The following is a 21,400-nucleotide window of genomic DNA, read 5'->3' as shown; positions in this document are numbered from 1 at the left end:
GCAGCAGTTGAAATACCTGCCGCCAACCAGCAAAAAACTATTGCGAGTGGAGAAATGACTTCATCAAACGAACCAGAAACAACCGTTATCATCACCGACATTCCTGCCGGAAATGAAGCAGACAGTTCGATCGGTACAACAAAAGTCATAATTACCGAAGAACCGCCAAGTCAGACCCAGCAGATCAAAGAACAAATTATCGCAATTTTGTCCGAGTTTCCCGCTTACATCGGCAGCTTTTACGAACAGTACAAAAGTCCCCTGACTGTTGTCGGTGTAATTTTAGCCTCGATTATCTCTTTGAAAGTGCTTTTGGGCATAGTAGACGAACTCAACGACATCCCCCTGCTAGCACCCACATTTGAGCTAATTGGTATCGGATACGCCGTGTGGTTTGTCTACCGCTATTTGCTGCGATCGTCCAACCGGCAACAATTAGGTCAAGAAATTCAAGCCTTGAAAGAACAAATTTTAGGCAAAAAATCCTAAACTTTTGCTGTAATTTGTTGAATTATTACCCGACACTGACAACTTTAAATAAGTTGTTAGTGTTGGGTTTTTAAATGACTAATGACTAATGATATTAATTCCGGTAGCATCGGAATAGTAAAATCCAGTTAACAGTCATTCGATTTTAGATTTTAGATTTTAGATTTTAGATTGACACCACGGATAAATCCGGGGGCTTGAGGATGCAAGGATTTTGGATTAGGGATTGATTACACGGATAAATCACGTGGCGGGTACCATCAAGAAATTATTGGTCAAAAGACACGGATGGTGCAACCGGAATTGAGCTAATTCATCTGCGTTAATCTGTGTTAATCTGCCCTCATCTGCGGTAAAAAAAAGAATTTCTGAACCGCAGATGATAAGGGATTCACGCAGATTCACGCAGATGAAGATCGGAGAGATAGGAATAATTTCGAGGTTAACAGATTTGATATAACTAATAACTAATGACTAAACCCCAGTCGCAGTAAAAGCTGCCCAATAATAAGGATTAGCAAAAGGATAGGGTTTGCGGTTGCGAATTTGCTGCAAAGAAGCTTCAGCAATCAGGCGAGAACTTTGAGAAAGCCGATCGAACATTTGCGAAATTTGAGGTTGAAAATCCGCCAACAACACCTCCAATTCCTCGCTAGTCAAATCCCGCAGCCACCTTTGAGCGTCCGCCAGCGCGATCGCCACATCTCCCACCTGCAACCGAGAAAACCGTCCGAGATTTTCATAAAACTTGCTCGTCAGCAGCACCGTCGAAACATCGTTCACCTTCCAAAGACTGCTGACAACACTAGGCGTCCCAGCATACAACAAACCCGCCGACAAACCGACAAAATCTTCAGCACCGCTGACTCCGCCGGCCGCAATTTCGCAAGCCGATAAAGTAACTAAAAAATATTGCCGAAAATCGAGATTAAAAATTTCCTCTAAACTCAGAGAATCATTTCTCAAAAACACTGTGGATTTCAGAGACCAAGCCAAATTAAGCAAACTCAAACAAGCAAAATGAGCGCATTTTTTCTGCTGCCAATGCCCTATTTGCTGGGGTAACTTCCCATTATTAGCAGAGATGGCTGGGGAAAAAGCCTCTTTAATTCCAGGCTTGTGGCGCACAAGTTCTGCACTGGAAAAATACTGCGAAATATTGCCGATTTCAATATTGCTGTAGAGCGCATCTCTGGTGAAATTTGGAACTGCGAAAAGGTGATCCAAACCCGGTCTGTATCGGCCAATAGCTGCTCCGCGCCCGCTTTGTTTCAACAGCAATAGCTGACAGCTAGGAGCATACCGAATCCCTCCAGCAAATCGATCGATCAAATAAGCAGCAGGCGCTGCAACCTCGCCAAAAGCAGAAGCTTGAGAAAAATCCGAAACGCTGTGGGCATCCTGAGAAAAACCGCTGCGATCGCTCCACCCAGACCTAAAAATTCCCCCGCCGTCCTCAAACCCGTCTCTCACCCCCAGAGGCAAAGCGTGGAGTGGCAAAGCGTGCAAAAATCGGTGCGGCACAAAAATCAGCCGATCGCAATTCTCCGGAATCAGCGCCACCACTCGATCTATTTCCAGCAGCGCCGCCAAGCGTTTGAGGCGAGCCGGGAGATGATTGATCCAGCGACCTTTTTGTTCGGAATAAGCGCTGAGGTACTCCTGGGCCCAACTTTCGGCAGCCAAAGCATTTGCCGGCGAACACAGGTGAACGGCCGGATATCGTGCACTCTTGACCACCACAAAAGCAACTAGCACCTCCCCCAAACTCCCCCACACCACAGCAGCGCAATTGGCATCAGGCAACAATTGGCGAATTTGCTCGAAAGCGATCGGTTCAACTTTGCGAGCTAGGCTGAAGAAAGGGTCGTTTGCCTGCACCTCCCGAGCAATCAACCCATCAAACTTCCGCCACAATTGATTTAAGTGCATGAAGTCCGAGTTCGGCAGCAGAGAACCGCTGTTTAAACCTTGGCTGTCCCCTTCAGAAATCAAGGTAGTGCTCGGCTCGATCTCTCGCTGTTCTTGGTGCCGCTGTTCCCTGGCTATTTCAAGTTGCAGCGACTCCAACTCGCTTAGCACCGCTGCCGGAATTTCGGCTTTCGGAGTCAAGTGGCATTTAACCAGTAGTTCTACCAAATTCCGATTTTTGTGGCGTTCGGTGTATTCCAGGGCCTTAGCGCAATATTCAGGTTGGGCGCGGCCGAGTTCCAGGCAAACTTGCACCAGGCATTTATAGAGTCCAGTCCAGGTGCCGGCTAATTTTAGTTTTGCGGTACTGGCCCGATCGCCCAAATCGGTCACATCAACCTCTGGTTCGGATCGCAAGAATTCAACAGTATCGACAGCAGCAGTAAAAACGCCGTAGGCGCGAAGCAACTCGCCTCGAACTCGGTAAGCTTGACCCAAATAAAATAAAATTTCAGCCCAGCGGTGAGGATAGGTGTCGCGAGTGTAGACTTCGGCGGCACGGTGATAGCAGCCGATCGCACTTTCCAGGTGGGACGAGTTTTCCGTCTTCGTCAGTTCGGAAAAAGCCCTACCGAGATAAATTTGCAGCATTGCCCAGCGCTTGGGAGATCCCTGTCTGGTGTAGACTTGGCCGGCATTTTGATAGCAGGCGATCGCGCTTTTGAGGTTGCGGTTTTTTTCCCCTTTCACGTGTTCGCTGAAAGCGCGGCCGAGGTAGGCGCACAGCATTGCCCAGCGTTCGGGAGATTTTTGGCGGTTGCAAAAGAGCAAAGCATTTTGAAAGCAGGCGATCGCCATTTCGATATTTTCGGCTTTTTCCCCTTTCACCCGCAGGCTGTAGATCCTGCCTAGGTAGGTTTGGATCGAAGTCCAGGCTTCGGGAAATTTGATGCGGGTGTAGACTTGTAAAGCATTTTGAAAGCAGGCGATCGCCATTTCCACATTTTCCACCGGATCGCCTTTGATGCGATCGACAAACACCCGGCCCAAATTTCTTTGAGTCGTCGCCCACTGCAGCGGAAAAGCTTCCCGAGTCCGCACTTGCAAAGCTCTCTGATAGCAGGTAACTGCGTATTCGAGATTTTCAGCTCGGTTGCCCCGCAGCAACTCGCAGTAAGCATTTGCCAAATTATTTTGAGTCGTGGCCCAACGCCGGGGAAACACCTTGCGATTGTAGACTTGCAAAGCATTGTGGTAGCAAGCGACCGCCTGTTCCAGATTTTGGGCTTTGTCCCCCTGCAGCCGGCGGCTGTAAGCGCGGCCGAGATTGTTTTGAGTGCTCGCCCACTCTTGCCCGAAAGCCTCGCGGCTGCGAACTCGCAGCGCCTTTTCATAGCAGGCGATCGCCTGTTCTAGATTGTCTGCCGGATCTCCCCTGAGGCGCTCGCTGTAAGCGTTGCCTAGATTGTTTTGCAGCGTCGCCCACTGTTCCGGGTACTGTTCGGGAGTGCGCACTTGCAGGGCATTTTCAAAGCAAGCGATCGCCTGTTCGATATTTTGAGCCTTATCACCCTTGGGGCGATCGCTGTAAGCGTTGCCCAGATTGTTTTGCATCACCGCCCATTCTTGCGGAAAATCTTTGCGGGTAAACACCTTAGCAACTGTTTCGTAACCGGCAATTTCGATTTCCAAGTTATTAGCCTTGCTGCCGAGGGGAAACCGCCCAATTTTGTTGCTCAGATTGCCGATTAGGGCTGCAATGCGCCTGGTTTCCGATTCTTTGGCAGCAGGGAGCACCAAAGTTGCCCAGCAGCGCAGCAGTTGTGCGAAATTCTGGTCGAGTTTGTCTAAATTGCTTCTCAGCAACGGGTACACGTGCTGCGAATCAGCGCCGCGCGCCACTGCCTGCAAGACTTCTGCTAAAAAAGCCAGATATGCTGTCCCGGTTGCGGGCAATTGAGAATTGCCCTTTGCAGCTTCTAAGGGTGCGATCGCCCTTTGGAAAAATTTTGCAGCTTTCAGCAAACTTTCTCGCGTCAGTGCCAGATCTTCCAAATAAAGCGTTTTTACGAACCCACAGTCGATCGACTTTGAGTCAGTCCTCAAAATCAAATCTATTCCTGAGTCCACAGGATTTTCCAGCAGCGCTTGGAGCATATTAACATCAGTTTTGCGACGCTGTTCGTCCATCGTGCATTCCGCCGAACTATTAACGATAGGATCGCTACGCCTCTAATCACTAATTCACTGGACACAAACGGACTAAGAATACAAATAAAAACCTTCCCGGCCCCACAAGTGATAATTTTTTCTGGCATACCTGCTGGCATTACAGGATAGGGGCTGTCGATATTGTTGCGGGGATGACCCGCTTTCGGGTAGGGCCTTTGATTGTAGAGATTTCTCTCCCTCTGAATTTCTCAGGTGATTTTTTTTGCAGTCAAGGTTAATCAGGCTTGTAATGCTCAACTCACTTCCATACAGCTAAATACTGATGTTTAAAATTGAGCGACAGAGACCAGAGGACTCTTTGGTCTGATGACCGGAATAACGGAGGCAAACAGTGGCCCTGCTGGGCCTATCTCTCACCGAATGTACTGGTTATCCAGCACGGTCGAGTGTTTAGCCGATAGCTGCTTCCGTGCAGCAATTAAATCACTTCCTGATTTAAATTTCAATCCCTAACCGGAGGTACGAGTCTCCGAGAGATTGTAGATTAAAGGATGGCATCAGTTAAACCAGGATTCAAAAGTCGCAACAGACAGGCAGATAGCGAGACTAGCACCTACAATCGCTAATAATATTTTCGCGTTAATCTTTGGTAAAATCCCGGTTTAACGAGCCGTCACTGTTTCGGGGCGGGTTTCACAGAGAATATTCGAGTCGATGACACAAGTCTATTTTATCTTGATGTATTTGCCTCGATCGGCGTTCCGCAGCCGTTAAAAATCCCAAACCCGGAGTCTATTAACTTTAAGACTTAGGTACAGGGATTAAAGAAACCGGGTTTTTCCACATCAACACCCCCGACAGACTTGCAGGAGGGGCAGGTTTACTCTTACCCGGGTCGGACTTATGCTAAGAGTCCCGGTTTTTGGGAAACTATTGGGTTTGGTAACGAGAAATCTGGAAAGAAACCGGGTTTAGTCGCAACAGTGCGTCTAGATATGGCAATCGCCCGGTTCAGCGCTACAGCTAACAAAAATCAACTAACTAGATTTACTGTACCGCTTGAGAACGCAACGCTGATTCCACTGCCAGCAGAGCTCGATCGACTTCAGCGGCAGTGACAATCAGCGGCGGGACAAATCTCAGCACTTTCGGCCCTGCAGGAACCAACAGAACTCCTGCGGCGATCGCAGATTTGACAATATCGCCCGATGTCAGTTCGATGTCAGCTTGCAATTCCATCCCCACAATCAAACCCCAGCCGCGCACCTCGGCAATTAAATGCGGATATGCTGCCGCCAACTTGTTAAGGCCTGCTTTCAACTGTTCCCCGCGCTGCTGCACGTTTTCCAGAAGGTTTTCCCGTTCTAAAGTTTGGCACACGCACAAAGCTACAGCGCAAGCAAAAGGATTGCCGCCGAAAGTGCTGGCGTGACTTCCCGGTTCAAATACATCGCAGAAAGATTTGCACAGCATAGCGCCGATCGGGATACCGCCGCCCAATCCTTTGGCAGACGTAAAGATATCCGGTTCAATGCCGAGGTTTTCGTAGCCCCAGTATTTGCCGCTGCGTCCCATCCCGACTTGCACTTCGTCGAGAATCAGCAAAATGCCTTTTTCGTCGCAAATTTCCCGAATGCGCTGGAAGTAGGCGATATCTCCGGGGCGAACTCCGCCTTCGCCTTGCAGCGCTTCCAGCATAATTGCTGCTACTTGGCGTTCGTCTTTGTCGAGTTGCTCGATCGCACTTTCGATCGCACTAATATCGTTGTAGGGCACGTAGTGAAATCCGGGAACCAAAGGGCTAAAACCCTTCTGGTATTTAGGCTGTCCCGTTGCCGTAATTGTCGCCAAAGTCCGCCCGTGGAAACTCGCAACAGCGGTAACGATCGTCGGATTCGAGATATTTAATTTTTCGTGGGCGTACTTGCGGGCGAGTTTAATTGCCGCTTCATTAGCTTCCGCACCGGAGTTGCAAAAGAAGGCTCTGTCAGCGCAAGAATGGTCTACAAGCCACTTTGCCAGCTCGCCCTGTACGGGGATGTAATAAAGATTAGAAACGTGGTGCAGGGTCTGAATTTGCTGAGTTACCGCTGCAATCATTGCCGGGTGGGCGTGTCCCAGAGTGCAGGTAGCAATACCAGCCACAAAATCGAGATATTCGCGGCCCTCGGTATCCCAAACGCGGCAGCCCAGGCCCCGTTCTAGGGCGATCGCAAAACGCCCGTAAGTTGACATTACATAGTTGTCGAAGCTCTCAGAACTGAAGGGACTGGCTTCGGCTTGCACGATTGGTTCTTTTAGTAAAGTTTCTGGACTCACGAATGGCTCCTTAACAGATAATATGTAGACCTCGATTGTACGGTAAAAATCCCGGTTAGCGGTGCAGGCTGTTAGTTTTGTCATAAAATCATAACAGTAACCTCAATTAATCCCTCACAAATCTACTGATGAGTTATTACATTTCTCCTAACTTTCTCGATAAAGTTGCGGTGCACATCACTAAAAACTTTTTAAATTTGCCCGGAGTAAGAGTCCCCCTAATTTTGGGAATTCATGGCCGCAAAGGAGAAGGCAAAACTTTTCAAACCGAACTGGTTTTTCGGCGGATGGGCTTTGAACCGGTGATGATATCTGGCGGGGAATTAGAAAGCCCGGATGCCGGAGATCCGGCGCGTTTAATTCGCTTGCGCTACCGGGAAGCTGCGGAGCAAATTCGTGTGCGCGGCGAGATGTGCGCCATCTTTATTAACGATTTGGATGCTGGTGCTGGCAGGTTCGATTCGACTACTCAATATACTGTCAATACTCAGATGGTCAATGCCACTCTGATGAATATTGCTGATAATCCAACTAATGTGCAGTTACCGGGAAGTTATGACAGTACGCCTCTGGATCGAGTGCCGATTATTGTCACCGGAAATGATTTTTCTACGCTGTACGCGCCGCTGATTCGCGACGGGCGGATGGAAAAGTTTTATTGGGAACCCAGCCGGGATGATAAAATTGGGATTGTTGGGGGAATTTTTGAGTCGGACAAATTGTCAAAAACCGAGATTGTGGGGTTAGTCGATCATTTTCCCGATCAGGCGATCGACTTTTTTAGCGCTTTGCGATCGCGCATTTATGACGAACAAATCCGCGAATTCATTCACAAAATAGGAATTGAGCGAGTTTCCAAGCGTTTGGTAAACACTTTGGAAGCAGCGCCCGATTTCCAGAACCCGAATTTCAGCCTCGCTCATTTATTAGAAATGGGCAGTTTGATGGTGGGCCAACAAAAGCGGATTCAGGAAATGCGCTTAGTAGATGAATACAACCAATCGCGCCTGTTTAACGTTCAAGGAACCCCCAATGCTCCTGCTGCTGGGCCAACGCAAAGTGAATTAAACGACCCGTCATCCAAATATTATAAGGCTTACGTCGAGCCAAGTTCTGAAGTCGGTAACGGTCATGCGGCGCGGCTGAGTTCCGAGGTATTGGAACAAGTAAAACAGTTATTAGCAAGAGGCTGCAAAATTGGCATGGAATATGCAGATAATCGCCGATTTAAGACTGGTTCTTGGCAAAGTTGCGCGACGATTAAAACTGCACAGGAAAAAGATGTGGTTGCATCTTTAGAAACTTGTTTAGCCGAACACGGCGGCGAATACGTGCGGCTGATTGGTATCGATCCAAAAGTCAAGCGGCGAGTAGTTGAAACAATTATTCAGCGGCCGCAGGGTTAAAGCTAAAGTAGTTAAAGTTATGAAGGACACAACACTGTTGTGTCCCTACAGGCAATATCTTCATCTCGCCGTAGACTACTGGACAGACAGAGATGATGCAAACCAGCGGCGAATTAATTCAACTTGGAAACGGTAGCCCTCACTAACTTCCTCAATCAATTCGCGTTGCAGAAGTAAATTGAGAGCATCGTATTTATCGGGAAAGTGTTGCAAAATAGTTAGTCTGCTGACTGTTGCCCCTTCTCCTCGTGCTGCCAAAAACTGCAAAATAGCTAATCCTGCTGCATCTGCTTGATTGCAGGGCTTGCGATCAAATTGCTTTACTTACTTAATTTTGAGTAGTTTCATAAATATAACGATCGCTAGAAAAGTAGATCAAATAAAGGATTAAATAAATGATCGAAGGGCTGCATCTGTTTTAACCCTTCTTCCTGCCAATCATCCCCCATTTCCCCATCTTCCAGACTAAATAATCGTTCTCGACAAAGGATTTGCAGCAGCAGAGGCCAGCATATACTTTGACTCAAAATCCACTCGACATCCTCAGCCGCAAAAGGCATGGGCAAACTGGCTATGAACTCGCGCGCTTCAGATTCAGTCAAAGCACCCAGATTTGCGGTATATCCAAAGATAGTGAAAAAAGGCGAACTATGTCCGGTGCGACGTGCTAAGTCGATCGGCGATTCTGGAGTTGCCAAGACAAACCCTAAATTTCCATTGGTTTCTCTTGGCAAAGAGCGCAAACTCTCCCAAAACCCATCATCTAATTCGGGACAGCGCTGCAATCCTGCGCCAATTTCATCTAATAGGATGACTGTAGGCTGACGTAAATTACTACTAACCACATCCATAAATCTATCTAAGTCGCAAGGGCTGGGAATTGACATTTTCAGGGATTCTAAAATGTAGCGCAGCAGCCCTTCCCGATTTTGCCGTCGCACATCTTGAAAATCTACGAAAATCCAACGATAGTTTTCTGGATGGGGCAACCAGTCAGATTTTTGACCGGGGCGCAACTGTTCTGTTGGGGTGGTGGTAATATTTTTCAAGTAGTGCAGTAAAGAAGTCTTGCCAGTGCGCCTCTTGCCGATAATGGCAGCATTTTGCAGGGGACGGCGTTTCAGTAAGTCGAATAGGCGTTTTAGTTCCTTCTGTCGCCCGAAAAAGTAGCGCGGATGGGTGATGGGAGTGCCCGTGATGAAGGGGGAAATGTCCTCACAGGTTTGTTGTGATCTCGGCTGAGGGGACTGGGAGTCTGTTACTTCTTGATCCGCAATGGTTTTCCACTCAAACCCCAATTTCTGGCTAATTTCAACAAAATTTATATAATCAACAGGATCTCCCCTCAGAAAGCTCTTGACAGTCGATAGGGATAATCCCAATTCCTCAGCCAAAAGCTTCTGACTGGGGAAGCCGTTGCGCCCTACAGCCGATTTGACTTTTTCTATGTACCCTGGAGAAACTTTTAGCGAGCGCCCCATGATGCCTCCAGAGAAAATTAATGTGATTATAAATCCAATCTCAACTACAAGTCAACCAAAAGTCAACTCCCTCAACCTTCTTTCTCAACTGATCTTAACCTTGAACTCAACTTTCCTTGCATTTCCATAGGATTATAGAGTTCAAATAAAACCAATGCCTAACAAGAAATTAAAAAACAACCAACCATCGCCCTCTGATAATTCCGACAAAATCGAGCGTGATGTCATTGGAGAACGTTTACGTCAAGCTAAATCCAGTTTTAATGCGACTCTTGGGTTAACAATGTTAAGTGCTTCTATGAGTATTTTAGGTATCGGAATGTTGTTTTCGGGAAAAATCCCAGAAGGAACAGTTACCACGGCTGGCGGGTTAGCATCAGAGATTGTCAGCGTTCAGTTACTCAAGTTTACAAAAGAAACGAACGACAGACTCGATCGCTTAGCCAAAGAGTTCAAAGACGACGATTAAATAAAAATAGTTAAAGTAGGGTGCTCTGCGGCGCACCTTACAAATTCAAATTAAATTCTGCAAAAATTTATCAAAAGTTGCCCGATCGGGCATAGCACCTTGAGCACCCACTTTAGTTGTGCACAGAGCGCCCGCTGCTGCGCCCCACCGCACCGCCTCTGACAAGGACAGACCGGCATCTAAGGCGGAGGCCAACCCGCCGTTAAAAGCATCGCCAGCGGCCACAGTGTCGATCGCCTCCACAGCAAAAGCCGGTACAAAAAACGTTTCATCTGCAGTAACAGCAACAGCCCCGCGATCGCCCAATTTGACAATAACATTCTTGACGCCGCGCTCCTGCAACTGTTTGGCAGCTACAATCGCTGTTTCGGTGTCATTCACCCGAAAACCGACTAACTGGCTTGCTTCCACTTCATTCGGCGTGATAATGTCAATTAGCGGATAAAGTTCCAGTGGCAAATCCGCCCTAGCCGGTGCTGGATCGAGAATAACTCGCACCCCCGCTTGACGAGCAGCTTTCGCAGCTTTTTGGACAACTTCCAGGGGAATTTCTAACTGTAACAGCAAAGATGTAGCTGCTGTTAACAGTTTTTGGAGACGTTCGATATCTGCTTCACCGACATTATTGTTCGCGCCCGGAATCACAATAATATTATTTTGACCTGTCTCGTCTACGGCGATAATTGCCACACCTGAATGAGTGTTTTGGTCTATTAATACATTGTCTGTATTTAAACCATAAGATTGTAAATTTGTCAATAATTCTTCAGCAAATTTATCGTTGCCGACGCGACCGATGATGTGGGTGGAAGTGCCGAGACGGGCGGCGGCGACGGCTTGATTTGCTCCTTTGCCGCCGCCTGCTGTGAAAAAATTGCTACCGATGATAGTTTCCCCTGGCTGTGGCAACCGGGGAGTTTTTGCTGCTAGGTCGATGTTGATACTGCCGAATACGATGATGGTCATAATTTAAATTGGGAATTGGGCATGGGGAATTGGGCATGGGGCATGGGGCATTATAGAATTGGGAATTGATAATGTGTAGCAACTCGCAAATAACCCATAACAAATAGACATCTTCCATAATTATCGTGGAACAGGCATCCTGCCTGTTCAAAATCTGCTTTTTAGGAGAAGTCTAATAAAAAACAACTGTCAACTGACAACAGTCAACAGCCAACAAACAACAGTCAACTGACAACAGTCAACAGTCAACTGACCACGGTCAACAGTCAACAACCCTCAAACGTGCTAGAACAGTTATGGTCTTCACCGGTCAATTCAATGGCTGCAATTACTCTCGATCGCAATCCCTGTGTCCTGCTAGTTGAAACAGACGAAGTTCTCGCCGGACACTTGAGTCTCGACTTAAAATCCTCCGGCTATGAACCCGTAGTAGCTTCTAACACCGCCACCGGCCAAAATTTAGCCCGTGAATTGCAGCCTGCTTTGATTGTAATTGACCGGATACTTGGCGCTGAGTCGGGGCTGTCACTGTGTTCTTACCTCAGAAGTATTGGCAATCGGGTGCCGGTGCTGCTACTGGTCGGTCGCGATACAGTTGACGATCGCGTAGCTTGTCTGGAAGCTGGGGCGGATGATTATTTTCTTAAACCTTACCGCACTGAGGAGTTTTTGCAGTTGGTGCGCCTGTATTTGCAGCCGGATAACAGCAGCAACGAACAATTGAGGTTTGGCGATTTAGTTTTGGATTTGGCCTCTAGGCGGGCCCTACGCAATGGACGGGCGATCGACCTGACGATGAAGGAATTTGAGCTGCTAAAGTATTTGATGGAACATCCCCGCGAGGTTTTGACTCGCGAACAAATTCTGGAAAATGTTTGGGGTTACGACTTTTTGGGCGAGTCGAATGTAATTGAGGTTTACATCCGCTATCTGCGGCTCAAAATTGAAGATGAGGGCGAAAAGCGTTTGATTCAGACGGTGCGCGGTGTTGGCTATGTGATGCGAGAAGCTTGAAGCAGTCAGTTGACTGTTGACTGTTGGCTAGTTCCAATGTCCAATGGTCAATTACCAATCTAAAATCTAAAATCTAAAATCAATATGAATTATTTAGCTACTTTGCTCGGTATTGGAGTAAGTATATTTTTGCTGGGATGTTCGCCGACTTTACCTGTCGCGAATGCTGGTGCTACTGGTATTTTGGCGGCTGAGTCTCCGACGGCGACAACATCGGGTCAAGTGCTGCCTGTTTCTGCTAGAGCTCGGATAGCCGATCGCCCAATCGAACTCGAAGTGGCGAAAACAGTGGAACAGCAGGCTATGGGTTTAATGTACAGAACTTCTTTGCCGGATGACAGAGGAATGCTGTTTGAGTTTAAAGCGGCGCGGCGGGTCAATTTTTGGATGAAAAATTGCAAGATTTCTCTGGATATGATTTTTCTGCGGGATGGGGTGGTTGAGGCGATCGAAGTTTCTGCACCTCCTTGTACTGAAGATCCTTGTCCTACCTACGGGCCCGATACAGTTGTCGATCGAGTGATTGAACTCCGGGGCGGGCGAGCTGCTGAACTCGGTGTCAAAGTGGGCGATCGTATTGAAATCGAGTTTTTCCAGTAAAACTTCGGACTGTTTCAGTAAGTAAAACCTGGAGACAGACACAATCCCCCGGTTTGCATCGCCCAGAGCTCCCCCTACCTTCGGAATACCGGCGAAAATTTAGAAACTTTACAAAAATTGATTAAATTTGTTAAGATATTAATGTAACATTCAGTACAAACACCCAAAGATTTGCTACGATGTCGATCTCAGTCAGTCAGGACTTGAGCTTGTTTCCGGAAGCTGTAGATGGTTGGTCGCAGGTATGAGACGAGTCAGCGACTCGTTACCAATCCTGAGAGACGATACTCAGCCTCAAGGTGTAGCAACACGAAAAGAAATTCTCTGGAAGTTCTGGCGATCGAGCTAAATCTACTAAACCTATCTAAAGTAATATGCTACGAGCCAACTTAATTGGCGGTAATTGGCAAACTTAACTTCTGGTAGCAGTTTCGGGTTTGATCGAAATATCTAACTAATTTTCCCGAAGTAGATTTGCGGATTCTGCATTTTGGCAGATGAAGTTAAACTCTGAACTTGGTTTAGTAGTTTTAGGTAGCAGAATTTATTCTGATTCGCGCTGCAAAGATGCCGAGGTATTCAGTTTAGGTTCGATCGCGATCGCAAGTCGATCGGGCCGACATCAGCAAAATTGCAAAACCTTTCACTTTTTGGGAAAGGTTAGTTTGTGCGCTCGCACTCAGCATTACGTTTGGCAGTTCAACCGCTGATAGCGTTTTAAAAGCTATCGACCGTAACAAGACAAATTTAAAACTGGCTTATTACTCATCAAAAACATCAGGTTCACATCAGAAAATGGTGTCCTATACTTAGAGGTGAAATCACATGGCACCCGCTACATACACTCGATTAATTCGATTTTTACAAGAAGATTTGGCAATTTCGCCCGCGTCAATTGCTGTCGCCGAACGTGTCGGCGATAACAAACAGCGGCAGCGCGATCAAGACCCGAATTCCTTGCCGATGGTTCTGTGGCAATACGGTTTAGTCACTCTCGAACAGTTGGATAAAATCTTTGATTGGTTATCCGAAGCATATTAAAAGGATTTTAGATTTTAGAGAGTATCAAAAATCCAAAATCCTTTAACAACTGAGTTTAGGATTCAGCCAAGAACTTGGCAGCAGCGGCAACGCCTGCACCAGGAGTGTAGCCTTCATGACCCAATTCTCGCAGTACCACTTCTAAAGAGGAAATTGCTGCTAGAATATCGCGATCGCACACAAAGCCCAAATGACCGATTCGGAAGATTTTACCTTTCAAATGGTCTTGTCCGTCGGCCAGAGCAATGTCAAATCTCTTTCTCATCAAAGTCCGCACTTTTTGAGCATCTACGGATGCTGGCGGCATAACCGAAGTAATCGCAGGGCTGGCGGCATCGTCAGCAGCAAACAACGGCAAACCTAAAGCTTTGACAGCAGCGCGAGTAGTTTTCATTAAGCGTTGGTGTCGTGCGAAAACATTTTCCAACCCTTCTGTTTTCATCATCTGCAGTGATGCTTGCAGGGCGAAAAACATATTGACAGGGGGAGTAAAAGGAGTGGTATTTTTGGCAGCGTCTTTGCTATATTTACCCAAATCCAAATAATAGCGGGGCAGTTTCGCAGTTTTGTAAGCTTCCCAAGCTTTGGGACTGACGGCCACAAAACCCAAACCTGGAGGAATCATGTAAGCTTTCTGAGAACCCGAAGCAATGACATCGATTCCCCAAGCGTCCATCGGAATATTGACAGCGCCTAAGCTAGTGACGGCATCGACCATAATTAAAGCTTCACCGTGGGCTTTAACGTGGCGGTTGATGGTTTCGAGGTCGTTGAGGACGCCGGTAGAGGTTTCTGAGTGGGTGATGATGACAGCTTTGATTTGCTTCTCTGTATCTGCTTCGAGTTTTTCGCGGAAGTGTTCGGGGTCTAAAGGTTGGCCCCACTCGGCTTTAATAATTTCGGCATTTAAACCGTAAGCTTCGGCAACTTCAGCCCAACGTTCGCCAAATTTGCCGTTAGTGCCGACTAAAACTCGATCGCCCCCACTCAAGAAATTAATTATCCCAGCTTCCATCGCGCCGGTACCAGAAACCGTTAAACTCAGCACGTCACTTTTTGTTTGGTGCAGCCATTTCAAGTTTTCGGTACATTCTGCAAAAATCGCGTCAAATTCCTTGCTGCGGTGGCCCATCGGGTGTTTTGCCATCGCTAACAAGGCCGCTTCAGGTACCGGCGTCGGGCCGGGAATCATCAGCATTAATTTGTTGTCCATGATATTGTCCTAAGTTTTTCTGTGGGAGTTATATAGAATAAATCAAATACGATACGTCACGTCGCTACTCTAACTTTTTTAACTTTTAACTCCCTTGTGGTTAATTTCATTTAGAGACCAGCGGTGTTCTACCGCTAAGTTCGATCGCTCGCAGCTTTGTTCTAATTGCTTTTGAATGGCCAGGGCTTTACGCAGTGTAATAATAAGTTGGTGAACTTGTTGCTGCTGCGGCGATTGTGGACTGACAGCAAACATCGTTTTGCGTTCTAACAATTGAAGTAGCAATTCATAATGAATGTACGAAGGAAGGGGGATTGGCTCCATGAAAGCTAATATACCTCAGCGAACCGACACCCCACTGCAATTGCATGAGGCATCACAGGTGAACATTAGATGCCCGATTTTTTATTTGTTTTCTAACCGTACAGCAACCCCTGCTTTGCCGATCGAATATTCGGGGCTGGGTGCGTTGGACGCGCTAATTTGGCGATCGACAGGCTTACAGAATAGATTTAATTGCTTTCTGGCAAAATGTTTCTCTGCAATATAGCTTGGAGTGCTATTTTTTTACAGTCAAGCGCTTGAGTCGATGCAGGCTAGAAATTCTCATTATTTACCTACTTAATCATTTTTTATCAGAATTAAGGGTGGTTTGTCAAGCGGTCTCGCCTTTCACAGGCTGGGAGGGCGATCGGCCAGCGAGGCTAAAGCTGCACCCGGATCGGGCTGTTTGACTAGAGATTCGCCGATGAGGACGGCCTGGGCTCCGGCGCTGGCAACTTGAGTTAAGTCGTCGGGAGTGTGGATTCCTGACTCGCTGACGATGAGGATGCCTTTTGCTTGGATTTCGGTTTGTCGATCGGCTAATAGTTGAGTGGTAGTTTCTAGGCTGACGGAAAAGTCTGCTAGGTTGCGGTTGTTGATACCGATCAGGTTGACGCCTTCTAGGGTTAATACTCGATCGAGTTCTTCGAGAGTGTGAACTTCTATTAAAGCTGTCATGCCCAAAGTCTTGACAATTTTGACAAAGTATTGTAAGTCTTTGTCAGATAAAATGGCGGCGATTAACAAAACAGCATCAGCGCCGTGAATGCGGGCTAGATAGATTTGGTAGGGATAAATAATAAACTCTTTGCAAAGCAGGGGTAAATCGACGGCGGCACGGATTTTAGCTAGGTTTTCAAAGCTGCCTTGAAAGAACTTTTCATCGGTGAGTACGGAGATGCAGCTAGCGCCGTTTTGTTGGTAAGCTAGGGCGATCGCCACTGGGTCGAAATCTTCGCGAATTACGCCTTTGCTGGGGGAAGCTTTTTTAACTTCGGCGATGATAGCGGGTGTGGTTTTGCCGTTTTTGAGGGAGGCAAGAAAGTCGCGAGTTGGCGGTGCGAAGGGGAGTTTTTTGTGAAGTTCGGATAAGGGAGTGCGATCGCGCTTTTGGGCCACTTCAGCTTCTTTTTGCCAGACGATTTCTTCGAGGATGTGCTGGGGTTCGGCGTCGGGTACGGCGATTTGGTAGCTGAGGTAGAGTACGGAGACGGATGTGCTGGGGGGACGGCGGCGGATTTGAAGCATGATAGGGGGATAAAGGGCGATCGTAACAAGTTTCAACGTATTATATAATGGTTACAGTAAATCCTCCTAATCAGAGTGCTAATGCGTGTCAGCTAAAGATATTTATCACGATACAGTTAAGCGTGCCCTACAAAAGGATGGCTGGACGATTACTCACGATCCATTTCCCATGCAGATTGGTCGCAAGCGTTTATCAGCAGACTTGGGTGCAGAGCGTCTAATTAATGCGGAAAAAGGAACCAAAAAAATTGTTGTTGAGGTTAAGAGTTTTGTGGGACGCTCGGATGTAAAAGATTTGGAACAGGCTTTGGGACAGTACGTTCTTTACCGCCATGTGCTTAATGAAATGCAGAGCGATAGAAAACTCTATCTTGCTATTTATGAAGAGGTTTTTAATAGTGTATTTACTATAGAATTAGGGGAAGTGTTATTGAAAAATCAGACAGTTAAACTGATTGTTTTTGATAAAAAAAGTGAGGCAATAATTCAATGGATACCCGATTGAGATACCAAGAAATTATCAAAACCATACTTCAGGAACACGCTAACTTCCGCAATACTATACCTGATGGCTATCATTCTCAAATGTTATTTGATGATGAACGAGGAGGCTATTTAGTTTTGGATATTGGTTGGAATGAGAACCAGTACCTTCACGCCACACCAATCCACCTTGATTTAATCGGCGATAAAATCTGGATTCAATATGATGATACTGAAGAAGGAGTGGCGACTGATTTACTGGCGGCAGGTGTTCCTAAAGAAGATATTGTACTCGGTTTTAGGCATCCTCAAGTGCGACAATATACTGAATTTGGAACTGGTTTGAGCGACAAAGATGAAGAAATTGTTGCTGAATCTGCTGCGGTGCGATCGGCCTAAGTAGACTACGAAGACGGATGTGCTGGGGGGACGGTGGCGGATTTGAAGCATGATATGGGGATAAAGGGCGATCGTCACAAGTGTCAATCTATTATTATGATAGAAGTTTCTATTACGATTAATCAAACAGAAACAAACCCGGATTTACATGAAAAAATTTTCCCAAAGCCTCCGCTTGTTTTTTGCTAATTTCTAGCTGACCCTTAACGATTTCAGTTACCGTCTCAACTGTGCCAATAATTTCTACTAAATCTGCTATTTCTAAACTTCTAGCATCCATCAAATGAAGAAGTCTTGAGTGGGGAGTTGAAGCATTCAGTTGATAGTGAGTTTCTTCATAATCCTCAATTAGTTTGACTAAAAGTTCTAACAGAGTATCTTCTTCGGGAGTTAGATTTTTCCGAGAGAGCAAGTTTTCAACTATTCCTAAAAAAGTCGCGTTTTCATCTTTATTTTTGATGATTCGAGGTTGATATTGAGATAGCAGGCTGCTGTACCTGTCGGAGTCAAAAGTAAGGGTCATTTTTCCAGTTGTCTTTGTCATATTCTGCATGAGTCAAAATGTACTTGATATAAACAATCTGCTTTTGATAGTTAAGACTTACGATTAAGCGATATTTATTTCCTTGGATGTTGAAAATTGTAAAATTTCCAACTGCTTCAGCTTGAGGATAAATAGTTTGAACTTCAATAAGTTTAGTTTAGTTGGCTTGACTAGCAATCTTGTACCAATCATCGAGGGCTTCGCAGGAATCAGCATGATTTTGGCAGTAGTCTCTTAATTTTTTGCGACTGATAACGTGCATTTAGCGATCGTTCAGATGTTTTGCAGATACCTAATTCTATCAAATTTAAGTGCGAACGGCTAAAACCCCAATTTTACTAAAAGGGCGATCGGGCTTCTTTTTCTATGTTTGGGCGGGAATAGTTAGTTTTGACATACTCTTTTAGTATCGGGCAAAGGGTGAAAAATGTGCGATCGCCCTCCGGGATTTTTTCAACTAATGAACGCCGTCCCAAGGATTGCATAACTTTCAAAAATTGCGATCGAGATAATTGCAGATTATCTGGCACTTTTGAGAGGGAAACTGGCGCGGTTTCACTCGCTAGCCATGACATTACCTGTTTTTCTGACTCGGATAAGCGATTAAATTGCTGATGCAGTAAAGATTCTAAATCACCTAAAAATAGTGGATCGTCAGACAAAAATTCCGATAGGCTGCCGTTAAATAAATCTTGAATCATTGTCGCAACTATTTTTAACCACAAGGGATTGCCTCTGTATTGTTCAATTAGTTCAGACCATTTTTCATGTTCAGCTAAACCTTTTTCTCTGAGAATTTCCCCCGCGACCGCACCTAAGCCATTGAGTTGTAATGAGCGCACTGGCTGGTTTTTGCCTTCTAATGCGGCAATTTCTCTAGGCTTTTCCGAACTGAGCAACACTAAACAACTATTGTGAGATAATTCTCCTACCTGTCTGAATAGTGTGCCGTAATCTTCATATCCAAGTTGGTAATTGCCAGCGAGTTGTCCGCTGCTATTTACCATTTGTACGTCATCGAGTATCAGCAGACAGCGATATTTTTGCAAGTAATCCAGTAGGGGCAATCCCCCCGTGGTTGCCCCATTCTCTGGGACAACCACGCCATCGGAATTTGGGGCGGGCACGGGGGCACCGCCCCTACTGAAACATTGAATGATACTTGTTTGAAGTATTGGCTGTGGTGGAGATGTGGCGAGACTTCGCCAGATGACGAAATCAAATTCATGTTTGATTTGTTCTACTAGGTGTGCGGCGAGTGCGGTTTTGCCAATGCCGACTATGCCTAGTATGGCGAGTAGGCGGGTGTTTTCGTGGAGAATCCACTGTTTGAGGGTGGCGAGTTCGGATGTGCGATCGTAAAAGGTGAAGATTTTGGGTGCGTTGCTTAAGTCTATATGGGGCTGTTTGGGGGTTTGTTGGGTGTCTTGGAGAGAGGTAGGCGAGCCATTATTCATAACTTCTGAGTCTTTTATATTACTATTATTGCAAAAATTAACATTACTAATATTTGTAAAAGGTGATGAACGAATAGATAAATAAGACCTTTGTAATATACGTTTACAATTAGATTTATTAACTTCTTGACCTAAAGCATTAGAAATAATTTGCCATAATTCCGAGGCGACATTTCTTACATGACCTTCTGTACAATGTTCTTCTTCTGCAATCTCGCTATATTTCTGCCCCTCCCAGGTTCCTTTCAAAATTGTCTCTTGCAGACGATCTATATGTTTACCCGTCTCGGAAAAAAATAGACTATCTGTAAACTGCAATATATCTTTTACGTCCATTGCTTTGATTTGTCAATGATTTATATCATATTATCACAAATATCTTACATTTTATGACATTAGCAATAGTAGATGACATTGGCTGATATTTGGGCTGACTAAATTAGTTACTTATTCTGACATATTGTAATTTGCATTTCTAACAGTTTAGTTGAATAATATTATTAGAAAGTGTTCAAAGGTTAATTCTTTAAATAGGAGACCATAATTGATGATAAAACCAGCGCAACTTAGTAAAATAGCGATGGCTACCTTAGTTGGTAGTGTAGTTCTTTTTTCTCACACTCAGCCAGCCGATGCTGCCTGGTTTAGAAAAGACACTTATCTGGGTCGCCTTACGGAAAATGACAATAGTAATTATTGGCGAGCACAGGGAAGCCAAGATAAACCTTCACCTCCTCCTGATAGGAACAAGCTCTGTCAATGGAAACATCGTGGTGTCAGCAATGTATGGGGCCAGTCTGTTTGGTTTAGCTTTGACACAAAATGTTACAGTTGGCGATGGTTTTGGCAGTAATTTTACCGTCATCTTGTCGCGGTTAACATTCTTATGATTGTTAGTCAATCAGGGTAAATACCAATATCTATAAGGCTGAAAAAGTTCCTACTACGAACCTGGGCTTCCAGTAGGAACTCTTTGTGCCTAGTTAATTTTACTGTTTAATTAAGGTAAAATGGAATATATTTTAATAATTTTTTATCGGCTTTATCGTAAGCAAAACTCAGGTTTTACTCTAGTAGAGTTGTTAGTCGTTATCATAATTATAGGTATTCTCGCTACTATATCTATGGGGGCAATGTTGAAATTTATAAATAAAGCTAAACAAGTAGAGGGCATTACTTACGTTAATACTTGTCAGAAAAAACAACTAGCTTACTATGCTGAAAATACTCAGTTTACCGACTCCCTAGAACTACTGGGATTGCCAAAGGAAACCAACAATTATATTTTCAAAGTAGATATATTTCCTCCCACCAAGCCTGAAGACGGTAATCAAACATTCGCTTGTTGTATGGCTGGGGAAAAGGGAGGTAGTAAAGAAACCTTGTTTATGTGTGCATCATCTGGTGGCTAAAGTGCTTGTAATATAATAGGAGCGATCGCCCTTTCCTTACTGAGAGTGCGATCGCTCTTTTTTTGAGTATCACTAATTCTGTTTATTCAACACCATAGGGAATTTTTACCGCTTTGACAACCATTCATAAGACAAACTATAGTCAGGCTGAGTTAATCGCCCGATCGATCGGCACGAATATCATCAACAACCCTTCCACTTCTAACTGGATTAAACTTGAATTTTTACTTAAAGCCAATTTATCGGCTGGCGAAAACAACTTAGTTAGCGATCATGGAGATGATGAAATTGGCGAACTGACTCTAATTTTAGATCCCAATCTCAAAGTTATTGATGAAAACTGGTCGATCGACCTAGAATCTCCTTTTATTATTGCTAAAAGTCAGCCAAATTTGCAACATTCTGATTGAAGTACGATCGACCTTCTCTTTATAAGGCAAGCTGCCTTGCCA

22 protein-coding genes are annotated in these 21,400 nt (G+C 45.5%); 11 read left to right on the top strand and 11 right to left on the bottom strand.

Going from position 1 to position 21,400, the window contains the following annotated elements:
- Positions 1 to 54: 54 nt before the first annotated feature.
- Complete coding sequence (locus QUB30_RS01175; protein ID WP_333327974.1) at positions 55 to 489, top strand: CAAD domain-containing protein; 435 nt, start codon at positions 55 to 57, stop codon at positions 487 to 489.
- 474 nt (positions 490 to 963) lie between these two features.
- On the opposite strand, the gene QUB30_RS01170 is transcribed toward QUB30_RS01175, so the two are convergent.
- Both QUB30_RS01170 and QUB30_RS01165 read right to left on the bottom strand, forming a co-directional pair.
- A complete protein-coding gene (locus QUB30_RS01170) occupies positions 964 to 4,590 on the bottom strand; it encodes a CHAT domain-containing tetratricopeptide repeat protein (protein WP_333327839.1) in 3,627 nt (1,208 codons plus the stop codon).
- A gap of 1,029 nt (positions 4,591 to 5,619) precedes the next feature.
- Positions 5,620 to 6,891 (bottom strand): aspartate aminotransferase family protein, encoded by a 1,272-nt coding sequence (locus QUB30_RS01165; protein WP_333327971.1) that lies wholly within the window; start codon positions 6,889 to 6,891, stop codon positions 5,620 to 5,622.
- 128 nt (positions 6,892 to 7,019) lie between these two features.
- Between QUB30_RS01165 and QUB30_RS01160 the strand changes: the two genes are divergently transcribed.
- Positions 7,020 to 8,297, top strand: a complete 1,278-nt coding sequence (locus QUB30_RS01160) for a ribulose bisphosphate carboxylase small subunit (protein ID WP_333327836.1) — start codon at positions 7,020 to 7,022, stop codon at positions 8,295 to 8,297.
- A 75-nt stretch (positions 8,298 to 8,372) separates the two neighbouring features.
- Here the strand turns inward: QUB30_RS01160 and QUB30_RS01155 are convergent, their stop codons facing one another.
- On the bottom strand, positions 8,373 to 8,555 hold the full coding sequence (locus QUB30_RS01155) for a hypothetical protein (RefSeq protein ID WP_333327833.1): 183 nt from the start codon (positions 8,553 to 8,555) through the stop codon (positions 8,373 to 8,375).
- A gap of 104 nt (positions 8,556 to 8,659) precedes the next feature.
- Positions 8,660 to 9,778, bottom strand: coding sequence for an ATP-binding protein (locus QUB30_RS01150; protein ID WP_333327830.1), 1,119 nt, complete (start codon positions 9,776 to 9,778; stop codon positions 8,660 to 8,662).
- A 154-nt stretch (positions 9,779 to 9,932) separates the two neighbouring features.
- On the opposite strand from QUB30_RS01150, the gene QUB30_RS01145 reads away from it, so the two are divergent.
- Positions 9,933 to 10,247: a TRADD-N-associated membrane domain-containing protein gene (locus QUB30_RS01145; protein WP_333327827.1), complete on the top strand. Its 315-nt coding sequence runs from the start codon at positions 9,933 to 9,935 to the stop codon at positions 10,245 to 10,247.
- 45 nt (positions 10,248 to 10,292) lie between these two features.
- On the opposite strand, the gene rbsK is transcribed toward QUB30_RS01145, so the two are convergent.
- The gene (rbsK, locus tag QUB30_RS01140; protein WP_333327825.1) at positions 10,293 to 11,213 is read right to left on the bottom strand and encodes a ribokinase; all 921 of its coding nucleotides are present in this window, start codon (positions 11,211 to 11,213) and stop codon (positions 10,293 to 10,295) included.
- 318 nt (positions 11,214 to 11,531) lie between these two features.
- Here rbsK and nblR point away from each other — a divergent pair, with 318 nt between their 5' ends.
- The 4 genes from nblR to QUB30_RS01120 all read left to right on the top strand — a co-directional run bounded on the left by nblR (position 11,532) and on the right by QUB30_RS01120 (position 13,868).
- The gene (gene nblR, locus QUB30_RS01135; protein ID WP_333037968.1) at positions 11,532 to 12,227 is read left to right on the top strand and encodes a response regulator transcription factor NblR; all 696 of its coding nucleotides are present in this window, start codon (positions 11,532 to 11,534) and stop codon (positions 12,225 to 12,227) included.
- 84 nt (positions 12,228 to 12,311) lie between these two features.
- Positions 12,312 to 12,827 (top strand): DUF192 domain-containing protein, encoded by a 516-nt coding sequence (locus QUB30_RS01130; RefSeq protein ID WP_333327821.1) that lies wholly within the window; start codon positions 12,312 to 12,314, stop codon positions 12,825 to 12,827.
- Between the two features lie 497 nt (positions 12,828 to 13,324).
- Positions 13,325 to 13,537, top strand: a complete 213-nt coding sequence (locus QUB30_RS01125; protein ID WP_190737855.1) for a hypothetical protein — start codon at positions 13,325 to 13,327, stop codon at positions 13,535 to 13,537.
- A gap of 115 nt (positions 13,538 to 13,652) precedes the next feature.
- Positions 13,653 to 13,868, top strand: a complete 216-nt coding sequence (locus tag QUB30_RS01120; protein WP_333082378.1) for a DUF2949 domain-containing protein — start codon at positions 13,653 to 13,655, stop codon at positions 13,866 to 13,868.
- Between the two features lie 55 nt (positions 13,869 to 13,923).
- Here the strand turns inward: QUB30_RS01120 and QUB30_RS01115 are convergent, their stop codons facing one another.
- The 3 genes from QUB30_RS01115 to trpC form a co-directional block, all read right to left on the bottom strand.
- Positions 13,924 to 15,081 carry an alanine--glyoxylate aminotransferase family protein gene (locus tag QUB30_RS01115; RefSeq protein ID WP_333327816.1) on the bottom strand — a complete coding sequence of 386 codons (1,158 nt, stop codon included), beginning with the start codon at positions 15,079 to 15,081 and terminating at the stop codon, positions 13,924 to 13,926.
- Positions 15,082 to 15,159: 78 nt separating this feature from the next.
- Entirely contained in the window at positions 15,160 to 15,405 is a 246-nt protein-coding gene (locus tag QUB30_RS01110) for a DUF5340 domain-containing protein (protein WP_041623669.1), read from the bottom strand.
- Between the two features lie 348 nt (positions 15,406 to 15,753).
- Positions 15,754 to 16,653 carry an indole-3-glycerol phosphate synthase TrpC gene (gene trpC / locus QUB30_RS01105; RefSeq protein ID WP_333327968.1) on the bottom strand — a complete coding sequence of 300 codons (900 nt, stop codon included), beginning with the start codon at positions 16,651 to 16,653 and terminating at the stop codon, positions 15,754 to 15,756.
- 85 nt (positions 16,654 to 16,738) lie between these two features.
- Here trpC and QUB30_RS01100 point away from each other — a divergent pair, with 85 nt between their 5' ends.
- The gene (locus QUB30_RS01100; protein WP_333327813.1) at positions 16,739 to 17,158 is read left to right on the top strand and encodes an element excision factor XisH family protein; all 420 of its coding nucleotides are present in this window, start codon (positions 16,739 to 16,741) and stop codon (positions 17,156 to 17,158) included.
- Positions 17,143 to 17,535, top strand: coding sequence for a XisI protein (locus QUB30_RS01095; RefSeq protein WP_333149803.1), 393 nt, complete (start codon positions 17,143 to 17,145; stop codon positions 17,533 to 17,535). Before QUB30_RS01100 ends, QUB30_RS01095 begins: the two co-directional genes overlap by 16 nt.
- A gap of 118 nt (positions 17,536 to 17,653) precedes the next feature.
- On the opposite strand, the gene QUB30_RS01090 is transcribed toward QUB30_RS01095, so the two are convergent.
- The 3 genes from QUB30_RS01090 to QUB30_RS01080 all read right to left on the bottom strand — a co-directional run bounded on the left by QUB30_RS01090 (position 17,654) and on the right by QUB30_RS01080 (position 19,872).
- A complete protein-coding gene (locus QUB30_RS01090; RefSeq protein ID WP_333327810.1) occupies positions 17,654 to 18,058 on the bottom strand; it encodes a transcriptional regulator in 405 nt (134 codons plus the stop codon).
- Positions 18,042 to 18,227, bottom strand: coding sequence for a type II toxin-antitoxin system HigB family toxin (locus QUB30_RS01085; RefSeq protein ID WP_333327965.1), 186 nt, complete (start codon positions 18,225 to 18,227; stop codon positions 18,042 to 18,044). Before QUB30_RS01085 ends, QUB30_RS01090 begins: the two co-directional genes overlap by 17 nt.
- 190 nt (positions 18,228 to 18,417) lie before the next feature.
- Positions 18,418 to 19,872: an NB-ARC domain-containing protein gene (locus QUB30_RS01080; protein ID WP_333327808.1), complete on the bottom strand. Its 1,455-nt coding sequence runs from the start codon at positions 19,870 to 19,872 to the stop codon at positions 18,418 to 18,420.
- Positions 19,873 to 20,546: 674 nt separating this feature from the next.
- Here QUB30_RS01080 and QUB30_RS01075 point away from each other — a divergent pair.
- Together QUB30_RS01075 and QUB30_RS01070 are read left to right on the top strand one after the other, a co-directional pair.
- The gene (locus QUB30_RS01075; protein ID WP_333327805.1) at positions 20,547 to 20,948 is read left to right on the top strand and encodes a prepilin-type N-terminal cleavage/methylation domain-containing protein; all 402 of its coding nucleotides are present in this window, start codon (positions 20,547 to 20,549) and stop codon (positions 20,946 to 20,948) included.
- 113 nt (positions 20,949 to 21,061) lie between these two features.
- Positions 21,062 to 21,358, top strand: coding sequence for a hypothetical protein (locus tag QUB30_RS01070; protein WP_333327803.1), 297 nt, complete (start codon positions 21,062 to 21,064; stop codon positions 21,356 to 21,358).
- Positions 21,359 to 21,400 lie beyond the last annotated feature (42 nt).

The sequence above is a fragment of the Microcoleus sp. BROC3 genome (assembly GCF_036702515.1).
In the GTDB taxonomy this organism is placed as follows: domain Bacteria; phylum Cyanobacteriota; class Cyanobacteriia; order Cyanobacteriales; family Microcoleaceae; genus Microcoleus.
This window is presented reverse-complemented; position numbering and strand designations above follow the sequence as displayed.